General features: G+C 58.8%; 11 protein-coding genes and 4 pseudogenes. 6 read left to right on the top strand and 9 right to left on the bottom strand.

Going from position 1 to position 18,812, the window contains the following annotated elements; all coding sequences use genetic code 11:
* Position 1: 1 nt before the first annotated feature.
* Complete coding sequence (rfbB, locus tag NLM32_RS06950) at positions 2-1,045, bottom strand: dTDP-glucose 4,6-dehydratase (protein ID WP_254128486.1); 1,044 nt, start codon at positions 1,043-1,045, stop codon at positions 2-4.
* 1,357 nt (positions 1,046-2,402) lie between these two features.
* Here rfbB and NLM32_RS06955 point away from each other — a divergent pair.
* Positions 2,403-3,644, top strand: a complete 1,242-nt coding sequence (locus NLM32_RS06955; RefSeq protein WP_254128487.1) for an O-antigen ligase — start codon at positions 2,403-2,405, stop codon at positions 3,642-3,644.
* Positions 3,645-4,093: 449 nt separating this feature from the next.
* On the opposite strand, the gene NLM32_RS06960 is transcribed toward NLM32_RS06955, so the two are convergent.
* A complete protein-coding gene (locus NLM32_RS06960) occupies positions 4,094-6,052 on the bottom strand; it encodes a glycoside hydrolase family 127 protein (protein WP_254128488.1) in 1,959 nt (652 codons plus the stop codon).
* 563 nt (positions 6,053-6,615) lie between these two features.
* Between NLM32_RS06960 and NLM32_RS06965 the strand changes: the two are divergent.
* Both NLM32_RS06965 and NLM32_RS06970 read left to right on the top strand, forming a co-directional pair.
* Positions 6,616-6,732 (top strand): annotated as a pseudogene (locus tag NLM32_RS06965) (hypothetical protein); the annotation flags it as partial.
* Positions 6,733-6,873: 141 nt separating this feature from the next.
* Entirely contained in the window at positions 6,874-8,304 is a 1,431-nt protein-coding gene (locus NLM32_RS06970) for an IS701 family transposase (RefSeq protein WP_254128465.1), read from the top strand.
* A 268-nt stretch (positions 8,305-8,572) separates the two neighbouring features.
* Here the strand turns inward: NLM32_RS06970 and NLM32_RS06975 are convergent.
* From NLM32_RS06975 to NLM32_RS06995, 5 genes and pseudogenes are all read right to left on the bottom strand, one after another.
* Positions 8,573-8,734: pseudogene (locus NLM32_RS06975) on the bottom strand (IS5/IS1182 family transposase); the annotation flags it as partial.
* A gap of 129 nt (positions 8,735-8,863) precedes the next feature.
* Positions 8,864-10,585: an NEL-type E3 ubiquitin ligase domain-containing protein gene (locus NLM32_RS06980; RefSeq protein WP_375143529.1), complete on the bottom strand. Its 1,722-nt coding sequence runs from the start codon at positions 10,583-10,585 to the stop codon at positions 8,864-8,866.
* 1,073 nt (positions 10,586-11,658) lie between these two features.
* The gene (locus NLM32_RS06985) at positions 11,659-12,336 is read right to left on the bottom strand and encodes an inner membrane-spanning protein YciB (protein ID WP_375143530.1); all 678 of its coding nucleotides are present in this window, start codon (positions 12,334-12,336) and stop codon (positions 11,659-11,661) included.
* Positions 12,337-12,575: 239 nt separating this feature from the next.
* On the bottom strand, positions 12,576-12,923 hold the full coding sequence (locus tag NLM32_RS06990) for a hypothetical protein (RefSeq protein ID WP_254128490.1): 348 nt from the start codon (positions 12,921-12,923) through the stop codon (positions 12,576-12,578).
* A gap of 371 nt (positions 12,924-13,294) precedes the next feature.
* Positions 13,295-13,702: a hypothetical protein gene (locus NLM32_RS06995; RefSeq protein ID WP_254128491.1), complete on the bottom strand. Its 408-nt coding sequence runs from the start codon at positions 13,700-13,702 to the stop codon at positions 13,295-13,297.
* Between the two features lie 74 nt (positions 13,703-13,776).
* Between NLM32_RS06995 and NLM32_RS07000 the strand changes: the two genes are divergently transcribed.
* Positions 13,777-14,715 (top strand): DUF2493 domain-containing protein, encoded by a 939-nt coding sequence (locus tag NLM32_RS07000; RefSeq protein WP_254128492.1) that lies wholly within the window; start codon positions 13,777-13,779, stop codon positions 14,713-14,715.
* Positions 14,716-14,950: 235 nt separating this feature from the next.
* Positions 14,951-16,039 carry an IS5 family transposase gene (locus NLM32_RS07005; RefSeq protein ID WP_254128493.1) on the top strand — a complete coding sequence of 363 codons (1,089 nt, stop codon included), beginning with the start codon at positions 14,951-14,953 and terminating at the stop codon, positions 16,037-16,039.
* A 178-nt stretch (positions 16,040-16,217) separates the two neighbouring features.
* On the opposite strand, the pseudogene NLM32_RS07010 reads toward NLM32_RS07005, so the two are convergent.
* Positions 16,218-17,097: pseudogene (locus tag NLM32_RS07010) on the bottom strand (transposase); the annotation flags it as partial.
* Between the two features lie 448 nt (positions 17,098-17,545).
* Here NLM32_RS07010 and NLM32_RS07015 point away from each other — a divergent pair.
* A pseudogene (locus NLM32_RS07015) lies at positions 17,546-18,165 on the top strand (IS5 family transposase); the annotation flags it as partial.
* Positions 18,166-18,190: 25 nt separating this feature from the next.
* On the opposite strand, the gene NLM32_RS07020 reads toward NLM32_RS07015, so the two are convergent.
* Positions 18,191-18,397, bottom strand: coding sequence for a hypothetical protein (locus tag NLM32_RS07020; RefSeq protein ID WP_254128494.1), 207 nt, complete (start codon positions 18,395-18,397; stop codon positions 18,191-18,193).
* Positions 18,398-18,812: the final 415 nt, after the last annotated feature.

The raw sequence follows: 18,812 nt of genomic DNA on the forward strand, positions 1-18,812 counted from the left end.
CTCATCCTCTTACAAGACCGAGGCGTTCGCCGGCATATACCGTCTCCCTTAGAGGCTGCCACCAATGTTGGTTTGACAGGTACCAATGGACCGTCTTCGCAAGTCCGCTCTCAAACGCCTCTTGCGCCCGCCAACCCAGCTCGTTTTCGAGTTTCGAGGCGTCGATAGCATAGCGGCGGTCGTGACCCGGCCGGTCCGGCACGAATTGGATGAGCTCGTGATGCGACTGATCAGTTGGACGCAGTAGGTCCATCCACGAGCAAACCTGGCGCACCACATCGATGTTCCGGCGTTCACTTCTTCCGCCTATATTGTACGTCTCGCCCGGGCGTCCGCCCTTCAAAATGAGGCCAAGTGCGCGCGCATGGTCTTCAACATGGAGCCAGTCGCGCACATTCGAGCCAGTTCCGTATATGGGAAGCCGCTGGCGATCCAGGGCATTGAGGATCATCAACGGGATGAGCTTTTCCGGGAGTTGGTAAGGGCCGTAGTTGTTCGAGCAATTGGAAACGATCACCGGCAAGCCATACGTTCGATACCATGCCTTCGCGAGATGATCCGATGCAGCCTTGGTCGCAGAGTAAGGAGAGCTTGGATCGTACGGCGTAGCTTCAGTGAATAGTCCGCGCTCTCCGAGCGAACCATAGACTTCATCAGTCGAGACGTGCACAAAGCGAAAGTCCGGCAGATTTTGAGATGAGAAGTGTCGCCGGGCAGCTTCGAGCAAGGCGAAGGTCCCGATCACATTGGTTTGTACGAAGACATCCGCCCCTGAAATCGATCGATCAACGTGGCTCTCAGCGGCCAAGTGAACCACGCCATCGGGGCGATATTTGGCAAACAGAGCGTCAACGGCCTCCTTGTCACAGATGTCCCGCTGCTCAAAATGATAGCGCGGATTGTTGGCAATGGGTGCCAATGACGCCAAGTTCCCCGCGTAGGTTAGCTTGTCCGCCACGACCACTTCGTAGCCGAGCTCTAAAACGAAATGACGGCAAACCGCCGACCCGATAAAGCCGGCGCCACCCGATACGAGAATGCGCATTCAATTGCTCAAGCTTCGGCAGCTGAAAGGCGGGGTTACGCCAACCCGTCTTGGCTGCCCTTGTCCTTTGACAACGGGAATCGGTCCAGGGTTCCCGCAATCGACCTCGAAGGCGGGATCATCTCGAGCGATGGCGCGATCGCACCGAAGTGATGAGTTCGTCGGTCGGCTTGCATATCCCGGCCGTCGGCATCGATTGACGTACCCATGCGGGAAGCTTTGATGGAGCGCCAGTCCCATTTGGGATAGGCGCGTTCGTTATGGTCGCTGCGCAGCCTTCGGCGAGGAGCGGCTGCTCGGCCTATCGGCAACAGTTCGCCAGCCGAGGTGAAGCGTGAAGTTTGCGCGGCCCAAGGTCCACGCTATGTAGGCGCGTCTCAAACGTGCCACGATCATGAAGTGCGTAAGGCTAGCCGAGTACGGCTTTCGTGCTCTTGGCGATCATGCCGGTTGCCCCTCTGCCGAGTATCATGTGGAACAGCGGTTCTTGCCGGTACGCTAGCATGGTGGGCGGGCCAATATCACTGCAGCGCGCGTTCGCTTGAAATGGACTCGAAATAGGTCCGCTCAATGCAAAAGGCGCTTGCTCATTGAGGGGCCCTGATTGTTGCGCGCGTGCGGCCGAGGACACGGCGCCCTGGGCCCCATATGGTAACTGAGTTCAACGGACGATTTTTTCGAGCTAGTGGAGCCTACGCCCTTCGCGAGAAGAACCGCGGCAGGTGGATGCCGTCCCAAATGGGACGCGCGGTGAGTTTATTCCACTGCTATGTGCCTCGCTGGGACTCCCAAACCAGTCTGTGGCGTCGCTGCGCCGATCGAGGACAATCCCGTTGAGCGATTGGCAGAAGCGGGGCAGCAGGAAGCGTTGACGTCCATGACCCGCGAATGACACCACCTGCGCGCTCTTGGAAAAGGGGCCTCACGTTTGGTGAACATCGCGGGCTCGACAACAGGGCTGGTAAAAGGACCGTCAGCTCGTGGATTTGCCATCACGAAATCTCACTGGATCATCTTCCGCGCATCATCGACACAGACAGTGCCGTTCTTTTCCGAGTGTCCTGCTTGGGAAAGCGCGCAACAGCTAGCCGAATTTGGCGGAGGTAGAAATTGTAACCGCCTGTTTCGCGCGTCCTTCCAGGGAAACATGGTCGAACCAATTACGATATTGTGATCGATGCGCTTCATAAGCCTCAGTGCGGCCGCTGTTGGCTGCAATGGGACACGGGTGCTCAATATGCAGATAACGTCAGCTGTTCTACTTTGTTCTCGGCGATTTGTGTCCGAGGCGTCGCTCGCCTGCACAACGTGGAGCGGCCCAGAGGTCGGCCGTGCGGACAGCCTGAGGCTGCGGAATGTGGACATCGTCGTGCTTGCGCTTGTGGCCGGACTGCCCTGGTCGACGACCCTAACCAGCATACTTGGAATCGTAATCTTCTTTGGTATTTTGACAACGGTCCGCACAGAGCGGATGCTCGCGACTATCAGTCGTCCCGCCGGCGCGTTGCCGCTCGCGCTCGTGTTGTTAGCGGCGATAGGGGTAACCTGGGCAAGCGGAGTCTCTTGGGTGGAGCGGCTCAATGCTTTGGGAAAAATGACCAAGCTACTGTTGCTCCCGCTCCTGTTGTTCCATTTCCAATCCAGTCCGCGGGCAAAATGGATGTTTGCAACCTTCGTAGGCTCGAACATGATTCTGCTTGCCTACTCGTTCGTTGCATCGGCGGTGCCGGAATTGGCGATTGTTCAAAGGGTCGGTGGCCTCGGCGTTCCCGTGAGAAATTACATTGACCAAAGCCAAGGGTTTTCGCTCGTTGCAGTGGCGTTGGCAGGCCTGTCATTCGAGGCTGCGTCGCAGCAGAAACGTCGTTGGGTTGCGGCGCTGGGTGTGGTCAGTCTCCTATTCTTTGCTAACCTTGCCTTCATCAACGTTGCCCGAACGGCGTTCGTCTATTTGCCGATAATGCTGGTCCTCCTGACAATACGTTACTCAAGCCAAAGAACTGCGTCGGTTGGGTTCATCGGAGCCTGCGTGTTATGCGGGGCATTGTGGCAGACGTCTCCCAATCTCCAACGAAAAGTCTCTGCGATTTTCATAGAAGTGGCTGCATTCCAGCCAGATGCCGAGATCGGAGAGAGAGAGCCTTCGGCAGCTGAGAGGCTTGAATTTTGGCGCAAGTCGTTTCAGTTCATTGAAACAGCGCCGGTCCTGGGTCATGGGACTGGTTCGATCCGACGCCTTTTCGAGCAAGAATCGATTGGGCGAACTGGAATATCGGCGCTGGTTGTGAGCAATCCTCACAATCAGACGCTTGCTGCCGCGGTGCAATGGGGCAGCGTTGGAATCCTCCTCGTCTGGACTATGTGGATAGCGCACGTACGGCTGTTCTGCAGCAGGGCCCTTGTCGCCTGGATCGGAATGCTTGCGACAGTGCAGAATATCGCAAGCTCGATTTTCAATTCGCACCTGATGGACGCGTACGAAGGCTGGCTTTACGTATTGGTGGTCGGGATTGCAGGCGGGGAACTATTGCGGATTGAGAGTCGTAAGCCGGCCCCTTTGGATTCGGCCATCGCGCCCAGCTCGCGTCATGTTGAGTAGGCAAAATCTATCCGTATCCGCGTCACGTCCAAGTATCTTTACGGTTTCCGGGACGCTTCGGCGCTCCCCCGTTCATTTCAAGAATGCTTTGGTGGAACGCTCTTCAAGATGGCATCGGTCAAGTGTACACAGCCCCTGCAGCTCTAGTTTACTCTGCACGATGTCGCGCGCTCCGTATGCCCGGCTGCAATCGAGACTCGCTGAATGCGATCCTTCGATTGGCCATGCTGACGCCCATCAGCTTCTCGAGCTGACCGCTTCCAAGGCGGTCTTGAAGGTTGATGGAGTTGGAATCGTTAAATGGCCGAAAGTCGAGTTGAAACATCGGCCCAGCGTCGCTCGTGAAAAGGCCAGCTGCCCTGCATGCGACGGGCCAGCCTATGCCCGCTCTCAACCAATTCTCTCCCCTTGGCCAGGTTTGCTTCAAACAGTTACCGGCCATGGCCCGGTCACCACTCATTGATCCAGATTCGCATTTCGCCTTCGCCACGATTAGCCCAGCTGAACCACGGAATGAATGTCAACCGCTGCGGTTGCCGCTGTCCAGGCACCTCGTCGTAGTGATAAAGCGGTGCTTCCTCAGAGAGCTTGTGCTGCAAACGGAACCCCTCGGCCTGCAGCAAAATCTTGCGGGCAAAGAGCCCCTTGCCTTCAACAAGCGAAAACTGGCTGTCTGCATCCAGCCAAATATTGTGTAGCTCCGGCCCATTGTCAGCTTCTTCCAGGCAGTAAACCAGAGGGCCACGCTGAATAGCCACTTTGCCGGCCAAATGGCGAAGTTGCGGATGACCGTACACGCGGCGCGCTTTCATGGGCAGCAGCAATTCGACGCGATCGCCCGGCCGCCACGTGCGCCGAATGTGCAAATACCCTTTGCGCGACTCGCAATTGACCGGTTCGCCGTTCAGCCTGGCTTCTGGCGCGCCGCACCAATCCGGCAGGCGCAGGGCGAGCGTATGGGTGATAGGCTGCTCGGATTCCACGGCGATCTCAACCTGGTCCTCCCAGGGATAGTTCCCGCTCATGCGCAGGCGCAGCGTATGCTCTCCGACCGCTAGCGCCACGCCATTGCCAATGTAAAGATTGACATAGAGCGCATCGGATCGTGGCGTATAGATGTAGTGACCGATTGATGTGAAAAGGCGCGCGATGTTCGGCGGACAGCAGGCGCACCCGCACCAGGGCTGGCGTACCGGTGTGACATGACTGTAGATGCGATTGGACCGAAGCGATTTGGGGTGAACTTCAAGCGGATTGACATAGAAGAAATGGCGTCCATCCAACGAAATGCTGCCCAGAACGGTGTTATAGAGCGCACGCTCCATCACATCGGCATAGCGACCGTCCGCCTCCATCTCCAGCATCCGGCGGGCGAACATCATCAGACCAATCGAGGCGCAGCTTTCCGAGTACATGGTATCGTTCGGCAGATCGTAGTCGCTGCTGAATGCTTCGCCGGCGCTTTGCGAGCCGATACCGCCGGTAATATAGATCTGCCGCTGCACCATGTTTTGCCATAGCCGGAGGCAAGCTTGGCGTAGCTGCTCGTTCTGGAGCAAACGTGCCAGATGAGCAACTCCAGTCATGAGGTATACAAACCGAACCGCGTGACCTGTTGCAGTCCGCTGCTCCGAGACCGGCAGGTGCGCCTGGCTATAGGCTTTATGTTTGATCACCCAAGGCGTTACGTGTGATTTCCGGTGGCCGGAACGCTGCTCATATTCTGTGTCATAGAAGTGTGGCTCAGTACCGCGTTGCTCGACGAAATAACTCGCAAGTGTGAGATATCGGCGCTCCTGCGTCACTTCGTAGAGGCGCGTCAATGCAAGTTCGATTTCCGGATGGGCATCATAGCCATGCAACTGATCGCGCTCCGGACCAAAAACCACGGCGATGTGGTCAGCCAGCCTGCGAGCGACGTCCAGCAGGCGCCGTTTGCCAGTAGCACGATAGAAAGCGATGCCCGCTTCAATCAAGTGGCCGGCGCAGAAAAGCTCGTGGCATTCACTTAGATTGCTCCAGCGCTCCCCAGGCGCCTTTACCGCGAAGTAAGTATTGAGATAGCCATCCCCGCACTGGGCGGCCGCAATCAGGTCAATCAGGTCATCGGCGGTTTTCTCCAGTTCTGGATTGGGTGTTTGGCACAGAGACCAGGCGACCGCTTCCAGCCATTTCGCCACATTACTGTCCTGAAAAACCGTGCCGTAGAACTCGCCCTTTGCTCGGTTGGCGGCGATCCGGAAGTTTTCTATCGCGTGGCTCGGCGGGACTTCGACGATACGATCGTTCAGCGCCTCCCACTGATGAGGAACCGTCACCTTTCTCACCAATTGCTGGTAGTTTCCAATGAGCGGATCCGTGATCCGTAAGTCATGGAGATTTACTTCCGTAACCAACGGACCATCCATCTCGCTCTCCCTCGTGTCGGGTGCACGGGCCCATAGTTCACGAAAGCCCACGCCATATCTTGTCGTTGCCGGGTGCGAATTGGCGACCCAGCACGTTCTGCATGCTACGGTCAGCTCATGCGCCTTTCGCGCCGTCCAAATTCCGGTGTGACGAGCGATTGAAGCGTCCCGTCGGGCATGTAATCTGTGTGAACGCACACTCTTCAAATAGAATGGGACGTTCTATGACGCTCGACGCGAACGACATTGTCGATCTTCCTACATCACGCTGACCAGCACGCTATCAAGACAGCAATTTCTGTGCCGGGAACATGAGCAGATCGTTCGTCCGAAACTAACATGCCCTCGACCTGGTGCGGGTTCAACGCGGATTCTGCGTCCCACGTTCGGCCCAGAGGCGCGGCAAAAGACCGTAGCGCTTTGCGATCACCTGACAGCGCCAACGCCGCCTCCGCCATGCACGATCGTTTCGCGAGCAAGCGTCGCGCCGCCTTCAACCGTTCGGCCGAGCGGCCGGTGATGACGTCTTTTGCGTTCAGGAGGCCAGCACGTCGGCCTGTGGTGAGATCGACCCCAACACCTATCCGGCAGGCATCAAAGTCACTGATGACGAAATGGACGCCATCAACATCCTCCGCCATAAATTCCACCGCGACTGGAACTACACTATCAGGCCGCAAACCTCAGTTCGCAGCGAGAGTTCCTGAACAAGCCCTTAGTACTACTGAGTCAGAAAAAGTGTCTGATTCAAAAGATCGCGGGCGAGATCCTGTGAGAATCAGTTACCTGTTGAGATTCAGGCATCGGCAACGGGGGCTGATATGGATCTCCGGACATCAGGCGGCAGTGAATCGCGATTTTCGGCTTTTGTCGAGAAACTTGTGAGTGTGATCGGACATGCGGACCGGGCCCAGCCGTTGTTTGATTATTGCATCGGCTTAATCATGCCGGGGGAGCGTAAAAGCGTTGAGCCTATGGCAGCGGTAACGGCACCTGATCGGACGGCGGCGCAGCATCAGTCGCTGCTGCACTTCGTCGGCCAATCGCCTTGGTCTGACGAGGGTGTTTTGGCCAAAGTGGGTGAGATGGTACTGCCGGCGATAGAGCGCCATGGACCGATCGAAGCGTGGATCATCGATGACACCGGTTTTCCCAAGAAGGGAGCGCACTCGGTCGGTGTGGCGCGTCAATATTGCGGGCAGCTCGGCAAGCAGGATAACTGCCAAGTCGCGGTATCCCTGTCGCTTGCCAATCACCACGCCAGTCTGCCGGCGATGTATCGTCTCTATCTGCCGCAGGAATGGGCGGCAGATAAGAAACGTCGGCGCAAAGCGGGCGTGCCCAAGGAGATCAGCTTTAAGACCAAGCCAGAGATCGCGCTTGAACAGATCGAAGCAGCCTGCAGAACCGGGCTTCCTCGCGGCGTGGTGCTGATGGATGCCGGATATGGCTGCAACACGGACCTGCGGACCAGCATCAGCGCGTTGGCGTTGACCTATGTGGCTGGTATCTTGCCAAACACCACGGTGTGGACATCCGACACGGCGCCGCTACCGCCGAAAAAATGGTCGGGCAAAGGGCGACCACCAAAGCTGCTGCGCCGCGACCACAAGCATCAACCGATTTCGGTCAAGGAGCTTGCTCTTTGCCTTCCTAAGCGGGTCTGGCGCACGATCAAGTGGCGAGAGGGCGCGGCCGAGCGGCTATCGTCGCGCTTCGCTCGCGCGCGCGTTTGCGTCGCGCATCGAGATTACCAACTCACCGAAAGCCGACCGGAAGAATGGCTTTTGATCGAATGGCCAGAAGGTGAGGACGAGCCGACCAAATACTGGCTTTCAACGTTGCCGGAAACGATCACTTTTGGAAGGCTAGTCGATCTAACCAAGCTGCGCTGGCGCATCGAGCGCGATTATCAGGATCTCAAACAAGAGGTCGGGCTCGGGCATTTCGAAGGGCGAGGTTGGCGTGGCTTCCACCACCACGCTACGCTGTGCATCGCAGCCTACGGATTCCTGGTCTCCGAGAGGGAGACGATTCCCCCCTCGGGATCTCGTTCCACCAGGCCGTTCAAGAGACTTGCGGTTTCCAACGGTTACCGACCCAGAGGCTCCGCTGCTGCGACCCGAACGTCACATCCCGAACTCGATTGCGACGATGCGGCGAAGACTGATCGTTGCCATCGTCCGCACCCTCTCACGCTGTCCCTGTTGCATTCGCCCGATCAAACAGCGCCTTCTTTTGTGACGCAGTAAGATTAGCCGGCCACGGTCAAAGCGCTCGCGATTGGGCCTCCCGGCCAAAGCTTGGCGCACCATCACGTCGCGGCAAGGAGCGAACGAAAAACTGAGCTCGCGCTTTGATGGCGTGCGGTCCGTGCGGGCGTACCGTGATTATTGGCAAACCTCCCGATGATTGCAGGAATGATTGCTGCATCGAATGGTACGTCATCCGATGACGGCCCCAGGGTAGGCCGTTTTGGAAGGTTGATCGCACTTAAGCGGCGCGAGGTGTCATGGAAATCGGTCTGCGAAACCCTGCTTTGCAAACCGAGCTGAAGCGCGCATTCAGGCTGTTCCAGTCAATCAGCGCTGCCAACCGCGCCAGCGGATGACCCATGTCGATGATCTGATCGAGCGCCGGAAGCAACAGGCCTTTCTGGCGATCATCCCGCGGCTTGCTCATCGCGTTCTCCAACGTCGACGACGCGGTCAGGAAAGCAAGACTCATCCGGCGCCGTCCTCCCAAAGATCACGATTGCGACGGAGTTCCGTGGAAGGGGACATTATCAACCGTTTGCAATCAAAGAACGCTTCACAGCTCGATGCCCCGATCGCTGAGCACCCGGTTCATGACCTCACTCTTGATCTCGCGGGTGATTTCTTTCGCGATCTGGGCTCCGAGCACCCGCTCGGCATCGAGGTCGCCTATCAGACCACGCTCGGCGAGCCCCTGGTTCAGGCGGGTTTGAAACTCCTCGCCCGTCGCCTCGGCGAGCCGCGCCTGCATCGCGGCATGGTCTTCGGGGGCGATGCGCCTCATAACCCTCTCCCAGGGTTGCCAGCTCGTTGCCAGATAGACCGCAAAGCCCGTCGTCTCCTGGCTCCGCACCGAGGTCTCGGCCGTGGCAATGTCATCCTCGTTGACGTGAGAGACATTCAAGAAGCGCATGGCCGGGGCGATGTGCCCGAGCTCCAACGGCTCGCGCAGCTGCGTCTGGTAGGCAAGATAGACCTCGATCTCGTCGACCTCGGCGTCCGGGTCGGCAAGGCGGAGCGAATCGACCGTCTGGCGCGCGATCGTGTCCAGCGCTTCCAAGCGGAACATGACACGGCCTTGCTGGAGCAATTCGTCGAGCCGACCGTCATAGGCGCCGTCCTCGACATCAGCGTTTAGGCGTGCGGTCTGCATGCGGTTCCAGGTCAAAGTGATGCGATCCTCACAGCTCATGCTTGCTTCGGATGCCAGCTCGAAGAACTGCTCGCGCAATGGCGGCCTGGCCATCCCCTGCCGCAGATCCTCGATCACCGCCTGCCGGAACGCGTCATTGCTATAGTTCACAGTGCCCCGGAGCCTGTCGAGGAAACTTGCATAGTCCTGGGCGCCTGGTTCTAGGGCGAAGCGTTGCCAGGCGGCTACCGCCGCCGCCTCGCCCTCCAGCCAGTCCGCGACAACCTCGTGCAGGGACCGCGGCGCAACTTCCTCCGCCCCTTCGTCCATCGAGAGAAAGATCTGCGGGCCAGCATAGTCCCCGGCGTGCATAGCTACCGATAGGTTGGTCGCTACCGGCTCAGGCAGCGGATTATTTTCCAAATCAACGCTGGACTCGCGGCCTAGCTGCGTCAGCATGGTTTCGGGAACGCTGGTCAGCTGATTGTTGCGGGCGCCGAGCCAGAGGAGCCCGCCGGGGAACGTCTCGGGCAGGCCGGTCAGCTCATTGTGGCTAGCGCTCAGCCATTCGAGCCCTGCAGGGAGGGGCTCGGGCAGATTGGTAAGCTGATTGTAGTCGACGTTCAGGCGCTGGAGCCTGGCTGGTAAGTCGGGCAGACTAGTCAGCCGGTTGCCGCTGGCATCCAACTCGCGAAGCGTTGGCGGAAGGGCGGTCAGATGAGTTATTTGGTTATTGTCGACCATCAGGCGCCGGAGCCGGGGTGGCAGGCCTGCGGGCAGGCTGGTCAGCCTGTTGCTGATGGCGTAGAGCCGCCGGAGATCGGCCGGAAGGGGGGCGGGCAAGGTGGTCAGGGACAAGAAAGATAGATCCAGACTCTCATTGCCATGGCCCTGCTCCCGCCAATCACTCGTTCGACTAACCGCCTCTTGCCGGTTCTCGCCTTCTGCCTGCCTCTCTTCGGCAGCCCAAACCGCCAAGATCTGATCCTGTGACGAGCCGGGGCTGGTGGCAGATACCCGCGTACTCGTCAAGGCTTCGGCCCATCGCGCCGCGGCGGGAGACCCAGGTTCGGAGGTTTCGGAATCGGACGTTGCGATCTCGGAAGTTTCCGAGGCGGTGCCAAGCTGCACCCGTTCTGTATTCATCGATGCCGTCTCTTCGGTAGCCAAATTGTAAGGGAATGCGCTGGAGCGGCGCTGTTCGAAGCTCGCGGCTGTCACCCTTGGTGGTGATCACCACGACTGATGAAGCAGGCGATTAAAAGATCGGCTCCCGTCAAACACCGCCCAACACGTTTCCCAATTTACCCACCGAGCAGTTGCTGCCAGAGATAGCGCGTCCGCACCAAATCTCAGTTTTCCAATCGCTTCAGATTGTTAAAGGGGTCCATCATTCCCCTCTGCCAGATCTGAGCAGATCAGGCAGATCGAGTCGTTCTCATGCTGACCGGTTTTGCTGTCGATAAGCTGACAAGCCCCATAGCGATCCCAAACTGCGCGGATGGAACTCTCGAAAATTTTGATGCCAGCGGCCCGCTGAAGAAAAGCCGGCAACGGTCAATCAGAGTTTCGAACTGACGGGTGCCGACGGCGGCGCGCCGGCAGCCTGCGCTCACGTCGGCGAGCTTGGTGCGCTTTGGGGGGCGCGTACGGCCTCGTGCTGTGCGACCCGCGCCAGCTCAGACGGTGCGGACGAAAGAAGAAAAGCAAGGGCTGCATGCCTGAACGACAACTGCTCGACTTGATCGAGTCCACTCCGCTGCAGCGGCGCGCCCGGCATGCGATGCGGCTTTGACGGTCGCCCGCTTGTCGTTCTTCAATGAGCAGAAGGTCATAATGCGAAAGAGCGCCGTGACCTCCGTTGTTGCACGGCCATAGTTGGCGACCTCCTCCACAATATTGCGCCGATTGCGAGAGGTGACCCCGCTCCCCGCCCGTTCCAGTGCACGACTTCCAGCGGACGCTCACTCTATCGGCGCCGTTCCACGAGGCGCAAGACATCCGCTCGCCACTGACGAATCAGCAACGCTGCAGCGAATTGCAGCATTGACGCATCTATATCTGCGAATCGAGGTTCATAGCGGGCAACGCCGCACGGACACGCAAGGCAAGAACTTCGCCGGGATGGTGACGCCGGATGCCTGCGACTTTGTGCATCGCATTGCTTCGATTCAGATCCAGCCAGTCGCTGGATCATGCCGAAAGCCATGCCGCTTGATTCAATGTTCGCCGGTCGGTCCAATCGAATCGTGTTCGCCTGGCACACCCTCGACATCCTTCGACTCGGGCAATTGCTGGTGGACTTGGGCAGGAGATGATTGAGCGGAGCGCGACACAGGCGCGGCATGGTAGCGCTTGGTCAGCGGCATCAGACCGGCCGCGAAGAGCAGACTCAAGATCGTTACACCGAACACCCTGAAGGTCACCCAGACATCCGTACTCTGGGTTCGCCAGATGACCTCGTTCAAGATCGTCATGCCTGCGAAAAACATCGCCCAGAGAAGGGTGAGGATGCGCCAGCCCTTCGGTGTCAGATTGAAAATGTGATCCAATAGCACCACAATGAAGGAGCGGCCAAACAGAAGTCCACCGCCGAGAACCGTCGAAAGCAGTGCGCTGACGACCGTTGCATCGAGCTTGATGAACGTCTCGTCATGCAACACCAGCGTCAGCGTACCGAATACCAGCACGCTGACGCAGGTGATCAGCGCCGTGATCGCCATGTAACCCTTCACCACGAGGGAGACGATCTCTGCCAGGACGGTCACGCCCATGAACGCGGCGGTAGCCGCGAACAGCTGAAATTTCGCGTTCACACCATAGAAGACGATCAGCGGACCGAGCTCGGTTAAGAAGAACATCTTACGCGGTGAGTCTTGTCCATCAACTGCGCTCATCACCATTTCCAATCCATCTTTTGTGCCCGCATAACGCTAATATGTAGGGTACACAATTTAATGTTGCATAGACTGGTCTCGCTCTTCGCATGGCATGCTTGCATTAACCGCAGCCTCGGTTCGGCACGCTGCTTGCTTCGCTCAAGGCAGCATCACCAAGTCGCCCGGTGATGTAGAGTCTGACTCGGTGCGTTCAGCGGCTCTCGCGTCATTCTTACGACGTCTATCGGCTCCTCGCTTCAGAACATGGCATGAGTGCGATGGCCAACCTTGAGCGCGCGAAGAGCTGCGCCGCTCACGCTCGTCCCTATTTCGATCGAAAGCCTCTCGACCTCGACCTGGCTACTCCCGGGACGTTCGGCATTGCGCCACCCGAGGGCATGCTCGGCCCGCTGTAGGAAGATTACGACGAGATGGCCGGCATGATCTTCATAGAAATCCCACCGTTCGGAGACATCATCGACCGAATCGCAGAGGCGGAAGCGACCTTGAACACGCGACCTAAACCCGGAAACTAGACCGTCGAACTCGGCCATCCTGCCAGATCGAACACCCGAATAGGCCGCCGCTGCCGACGGCACCGGCAAGCCGCGCTCTCTTAGCCAGAGCATGATTCGGACAAGTGTGAAGCGGCGTTCCCTGACGACGCGCGCGGCGCGTTCGTGGGGAAATCATAACAGTCCGAAGTGCGAAGACCACTCCTCCCAATCTCATAGCGTTTTAGGCATGCCGATCGAGCTGACAGCCCTTGCGGGGCGCAAGGTAAGCACTGCCCTGCGGATGCTCTGAACCGGCACGAGCCCAGTGGCGTATAATGGACTATCGGGAACCGACGCTACTGCGTTGAGTGTGTCAGAAATTCGGTCCATTCCATATCTCCGTTTTGATACAGCCTCGCAGTCTCTTACTTTCGCGCTTTGCCAGCTAGCAGGCATAGCTTTCTGGAATCTGACGAGTGTTAGAGCCAGTGCCCCGCATCGCGTCCTTTCGCCACTTTCATGCTTCTTGCTCCACAGGTTGATGCCGGTATCGCGCTGAAGCGCCTGCTACGAAAGCTAATCTCGTTGATCAGCTCCAAAAAGCTGCCCGCGCGATTCATGCGTCCGGTCGCGTTTCGATGTCGGTTCAATGCGGATGGTCTTGCGATGCTCGTCATGATCGCTCCCTGTGGGGGCGCCGCGCGGATAGAGCCGCCCCCCTTGCCTTCTAGAAGGCGATCGAACGGCAAGCGGTACGGGCCGGCAATGGCAGAGGCACAGCTATTTTCCGCCGGCGCGTTCCGCGCCTTTGCATCGCGAATCAAAATAGCTGTGCTTCTGCCATCCTCCGCTCTGCTTCGGCCCTCCGCTTTGCTGCGGGTGCTCATCCGTTCCGCTCGCCGTCATGTGATCGCCACGAAGGCCGCGATGGACGCGGCCGATCCGGCAAAGGACCTCACCCATGACGACCGACCACGACGACCCTCAATTCGTGCCGCTCCATGCTTCGTCCCCAACCGATCACGTTCTCGCCGAACTTCAACTCTTCGGATTTCGTCCCTTGCATGACGAGCCCGATCCACGGCTGCTTCCCGAAAACATGGCGATCACCGGCGCCGTCGCCGATATCTTCGATGCACTCGTCTCGACGTTGAATGACACGCGCCTGGAACCTGACCTCGAGGACTTGCTCTGGTCGACCGTCAATCTCTTCCATCGCGCTGCTGGCCGCATCGAACACGAGCTCGACGCCAACGAGCAGGCGCAGCAGAAGAGCCAACGCGAGCAGAACGGCTCGGAGGTGCGATCCGTCGAGCTCGAACGACTCATCGCCCAGGGCGTTACGCTCATCGAGCGCCGCAACGCCATGGAGCTCTTTCGCGACCAGGCCGCCGAACGCTTCGAAGTCCACACCGGTTCGCCTTGGCGGCCGCGCTCCGGGTCAATCGTCAGCCATCGTAACCTCACCGCCGCGATGATCGATAGCCGCGATTTTCTCGCTGCCAGGCGTAGAGCCGAAACCGAGGTGTTGTTCCCACCTGGGCCAAAAGTCGCACTCACCGGTGGGCTCGAATTCAACGACGTCTCGCTCGTCTGGGATCGCCTCGACAAGGTCCACGCAAAACATCCCTATATGGTTCTTTTGCACGGCGGCTCACCGAAAGGCGCCGAATTGATCGCGACAAAATGGGCCAGCCATCGCAAGGTGCCGCAGATCGCCTTCAAGCCGGACTGGACGAAACATGCGAAGGCCGCACCATTCAAGCGCAACGACGCGATGCTCGACGTCATGCCGATCGGGGTCATGCACTTTCCGGGCACAGGCATCCAGGACAACCTCGCCGATAAGGCGAAGAAGCTCGGTATCCCCGTCTGGAAGTTTGGCAAGGACGGCGCGTGAGCGCCGTTCTGGTTGACGCTGAAAGCTATGGCACGGCACGCTAAAAGGATGGACGGGCAGGGTTCGAAGGTGCATCGAGACACCGAGCCGGTGGGCCGGCCCTCTTCGTTCCTTGCTCGCTTGGTGCCGTCCGGCATGTGGTTGGAATCTAGCAGGCTGCTGAAAAAGTCGCTTCGCGCGACGCGCGGATTGTGATTCCCTGCATTTGCTTGATTCCTTGGGGCTGGGGATTGCGATGCGCGGGGCAGATCAGCGGTCGGAAGGCATATTCAGCTACGTGCGATTGGAGCAGCGTGTTCCGGCGGATCATCCGCTGCGTGCGATCCGCGACCTGGTCGACGCTGCGCTGAAAGAGTTGTCGCGCGATTTTAGCAGGCTTTACTCGCGCGAAGGTCGGCCGTCGATCCCGCCGGAGCGGCTTTTGCGAGCGCTGCTGCTGCAAGCCTTCTATACGGTGCGTTCGGAACGGCAGTTGATGGAGCAGCTCGACTATAATCTGCTGTTTCGCTGGTTCGTCGGTCTTTCGATGGATGACGCGGTGTGGAATCCGACCGTGTTCTGCAAGAACAGGGATCGGCTGCTCGACGGCGACATCGCCGCCAAGTTCTTCGTCGCCGTGCTGAACCTGCCGCAGGTGCGAGGACTGCTGTCCAGCGAGCACTTTTCGGTTGACGGTACGCTGATCGAGGCCTGGGCCAGCATGAAGAGCTTCGTGCCGAAGGACGCTGGCGATCCGCCCGCGGGAAAGGATCGCGGCTCCCGCAATGCCGAGCGCGACTTCCATGGCGAGAAGCGCAAGAACGCCACGCATTCCTCGACGACGGACCCCGACGCCCGCCTGTTCCGCAAGGGTGCTGGCAAGGAGGCCAAGCTCTGCCACATGGGGCATCTGATGACGGAGAATCGCAACGGACTCATCGTCGATGCGCGGTTGACCGAGGCCAACGGCACCGCCGAGCGCGCGACTGCGCTCGACATGATCGAGGACAATGCCCGGCCCGGTAGCACGGTCGGCGGCGACAAGAACTACGACACTGCCGACTTCGTCGCCGGCTGCCGCGAGCGCGGCTGCACGCCGCATGTCTCGCAGAACGACACCAACCGCCGCTCGGCGATCGACGCGCGCACCACCCGCCATCCCGGCTATCGGATCAGCACCATCAAACGCAAGCTGATCGAGGAGCCGTTCGGGTGGATCAAGACGGTTGGCGGCCTGCGCAAGACGCGCCATCGCGGCCGCGGCCTGGTCGAGTGGTTCTTCGTGTTCACCGCCGCAGCCTACAACCTCGTTCGCATCCCAAAGCTGCTGGCCGCGACGGGATGAATCCGTCTGGAGCGTCAAAAATGAGCCACCAACCCCACCTATACAGCGCATGCGGAGCTCATCGAGGCCCATCGCTGGCTTCGTTTTCAAGCCGCATATTACGAAAATCATCATCCAAGGCATCTTTTTCAGCAGCCTGCTAGAGTGGCGCAATCTCCGACATCGTGAAGTCATCTGGTTAGGCGGCGAGGTCAATTGGCTGATTGATGGGCTTTGCGGCGAGGTTTTCCAGCCATTGACCTTGCGCATGTTGATCTGGCCAGAAGCGAGCGAGGCCCAGAACAACATTGCTGCAGTGTCGGCAGATGGCGGCACTGTCTGCGTCTTGATCCGTCGTTTGAAGTCCTCGTGTAGCCGCTCGATGGGATTCGTCGTACGTGCGCTCTTCCATCGACTCGGTGGCAGCGACGTGAAGCTGAAGAACCGGTCGCCGGCTTCCTGCAGACTGTCGGCGATGGCGCGATGTTTGAGCCGCTATTTGCGCACGAAGGCTTTGCGTCGAGTTTCAATCTCCTCGCACGTTACCGCGTAGATCATGTCGTTGTAATCGGCGGTGATCTCCTCGTGCAGGCGCTCGCGCGCATGCGCCAGCAGATTCCTGTGATTGTGCACAGCGCTGCACCGGCACGCAGTCCCAGACGGCGACGATGCAGTCTCAAGCTCCGACGCGCCGTCGACAATGAGGAATTCGGGACGGCGCAAGCCGCGCCGGATGAGCTCGTCGAGCACGATATGCCAAGTTTCGGTACTCTCGCCGCCCATACTCTTGATCGCGAGCAAGACGTTCTGACCGTCCGCACGCACGCCGATGACGACAAACAGCGAGATCGATGTCACCTTGCGGTCGAGCCGTCCCCCACCACGGTGCCGTCGAGAATCAATCGCACGATCGTCTCATCGGCCAGCCAGCGGGCATTCCAGGCGTCCCAGTCGCTCTTTCCCTTGCGCCATACCCGGCTCACCGTGTCCTTGCCGACGGCGCCAGCGAACAATGTACTGAGCGCACCGCGCACACGGCGCGTGTTGGTGCCAGCCAGGTAGCAGCCGGCGATCAGCGCGACTAGAACGCTGCGTCAACACATGATCAAGGCGCGGCCCTTGCGGCAGGAACACCATGACCATCCAGAATATCGATGTGATCAATTAGGAGATGCTCAGGCGCTGTTTACCAAAGTGATGCGTTCGCTGCATGCCCCCGCAGATACAGCCACGATGAACGGAGGGGCCCCCTCATAGCGAACGACGAAGCGTGATTTTCGCTCAAGAGCGCTTGCACATGGCAAGCCACAATTTGGATGGGTGGTCAACGCGCACCAAATTTATCAGCGACGAGCCAGATCTCTCAAGTGTCGGCGAAGCCCGCTTCGGGGGCACTTTCGTTGGACTCAGTTGAGGGCGGCACCTTGACGTCCGTTTCCGGTCATAAGTGCCGCAGCGGCGCCGGGCCAAGAGCGTCGCGGTTAGCTGGCCTCCTGTGATTCAGATCCCCAACTGGGAGATCGAACCATGCGCTACGAACCCGCCGATCATGAATGGGCTGCCATCGAGCCGATGCTGCCGAGCAAGCCGCGTGGCGTTCCTGGGGTGAACGACCGACGTGTCCTCAAAGGTATCTTCTGGGTCTTGCGATCAGGAGCAACCTGGCGTGATTTGCCGGAGGCGTTCGGTCCTGCACCACTTGCTACAACTGCTTTGTTCGCTGGCGGCCCGCAGGTGTCGGGCGGCGTATCATAAACGCACTTGCCGCTACCCATGATGCCGCTGTCCTGATCATCGACACGTCCACAATCCGCGTGCATCAGCACGGAGCCCGTATCACAAAGAACCAGCGCCAATCGATGGGAAGATCACGCGGCGACTTGACGATTAAATTCATGCGGTGGTCGATAGCAATGGTCTGCAGGTGCGGCTGGCGTTGAGTACCGGCGAGGCTCATGATGTTCGACTTGCCGGAAAACTGCTGTCTCGTCTGAAATCCGGGTCAATGGTGCTTGCCGATCGAGGCTATTGACGCGGACTGGATTGAGCTTGCCATAAAGAAGGGCGCGTGGGCCAACATTCCGCCGAAAAGTAACCGCAGCAGATCCGATCTGCTTCAGCCCTATCTCTACTGCGCTCGCAACAAGCCGGCCTTTGATTTGGATCGCCTGTCTAAGCTTCCGTGTACGAAATAGCGAGATTTTCGCAGATCGACGCAAACGCCTTTTTCGCTTCGGCGTCTTCGAAGCAAAAGCGTACCCCTTTGTCACCACGCTCGATCCACCACCCCGCCTTGTGCCCTTGCGAAACGCGGAATGCCTCCTCGCGCAACTGATCCAGTAATCTTCCGTAAGCACGCACAATCACACAGTTTTCCATCTCAACGCTCATTGCAGGAAAGCAACACAGGCCAAGCCACATATACCCAGAAGGCGCCGCTATGACAAACGGTGAATCTTAGGCCGGCCGCCGCCCAATATTTCCTCGGACATGATGTCGGACTCGGCGCATATTTTCCTCTCGCGCTCGGCCTTTCAGGTTGGGTTCCTGCACCCGTCGATGGAGGCGAGCGAAGAATCTGCGACGTCTTGTGCTATTATCTTGATCGGATGTGCTGCTTTTGGTGCGAGCTCAGGCTGGACGATTTCAAAAAAATGCGATGGATCCGCAAAGGTGCGATGCTGGTCGCGTTTTTCCCCGTGATGGTTTCGAATGTCTACTGGAGTTGGACGAGCGATTGTATGGCCGGCCTATTTGCGCTTGCAGCCGGCGCAATCATAGACCGTCTGTTCAA

This window comes from Bradyrhizobium sp. CCGUVB14 (assembly GCF_024199935.1).
In the GTDB taxonomy this organism is placed as follows: domain Bacteria; phylum Pseudomonadota; class Alphaproteobacteria; order Rhizobiales; family Xanthobacteraceae; genus Bradyrhizobium.